This window comes from Pradoshia eiseniae (assembly GCF_002946355.1).
Taxonomy (GTDB): Bacteria; Bacillota; Bacilli; order Bacillales; family Pradoshiaceae; genus Pradoshia; species Pradoshia eiseniae.
Map to the genome: position 1 here is coordinate 1 of NZ_PKOZ01000046.1, position 1,236 is coordinate 1,236.

1 protein-coding gene is annotated in these 1,236 nt (G+C 41.5%); it reads right to left on the reverse strand.

Annotated features, from left to right (window positions below; translation table 11 throughout):
* Positions 1–29 precede the first annotated feature (29 nt).
* A protein-coding gene (locus CYL18_RS18950; protein WP_104851021.1) for an IS3 family transposase occupies positions 30–1,162 on the reverse strand; the annotation gives its coding sequence in 2 pieces (ribosomal slippage) (positions 30–913 and positions 913–1,162; 1,134 coding nt in all).
* Positions 1,163–1,236: the final 74 nt, after the last annotated feature.

Below are 1,236 nucleotides of genomic sequence, written 5' to 3' on the forward strand. Positions count from 1 at the left end.
TGGATTGTCCACACTAAACTGGACAAAAATTATAAGGTCTGCTGTTTAAATTCTACAGGTGTTAGATAGCCCAGTGTTCCGTGAATACGAATGTGATTAAACCAATGAACATAATCATCCAGTTCAAGAGCGAGCTGTTCAAGCGAAGAAAAATAGGCCCCATTAGCGAATTCTGTTTTAAATACCTTAAACATCGCTTCAGCCACCGCATTGTCATAAGGACATCCTTTTTTGCTCAATGATCGCTGAATTCCAAATGTCTGGAGTGCCTCTGAGATTAGTTTATTATCGAACTCTTTACCACGGTCAGTATGAAACAATTGAATCTCTTTCAGGTCCCCCTTAATGCTAGCTAAAGCCTGGTAAACCAGACCGGCGGTCTTATTCGCTCCAGCGCTATGGCCGATGATTTCACGGTTGAAAAGGTCCACAAATAAACATACATAATGCCATTTCTTCCCGACACGGACATATGTTAAATCACTGACAATCACAGCTAACTGTTCCTCTTGTTTAAATTGGCGTTGTAATTCATTTTTCACAGTTGCCTCATTACACCCAGAGGTGTGTGGTTTGAATTGCGCTACCGTATAGGTTGAAACAAGTCTCATTTCGTTCATTAGCCGGCCTATCCGGCGGCGTGACACTGGTTTTAGCTCCGGTAGCTTCGCTAATTCTTTCTTGATTTTCCGTGTTCCGTAGTTGTTTCTACTTTCTTTAAAAATTCGGGAGATTTCTTTGGAAAGCTCTTTATCTTCATCTTTCTGCTTACGTTTGCCTCTAAGATCGGCATGGTAGTAATAGGTACTGGTCGGAATTTGGAGGACGTCACACATTGCTGATACCGAATAGCGGTGAGCGTTATTTCGAATCACATCTATTTTCGTCCCATGATCAGCGCTGCTTGCTTTAAAATGTCATTCTCCATCATTAAACGCTGGTTTTCTTTACGAAGACGACTTAATTCATTTTCTTCTTCTGAGCGATTATCCTTGGCAGCGAAAGAGCCTGTTTCCTGGTGGTTCTTAATCCATCGGTCTAAAGCGGACGGGGTAATATCATATTCCCTTGAGATATCTGCACGAGATTTCCCATTTTCATATAGCTTCACCAATTGCAGCTTAAATTCGGGTGTAAAAGTTCGACGTTGACGTGTCATCATAGCACGCTCCTTAAGGTATTAGTCTAAGTTTACAGTCCCTTATTTTATCTGTCCAACTTAGTGTAGCCTATCCA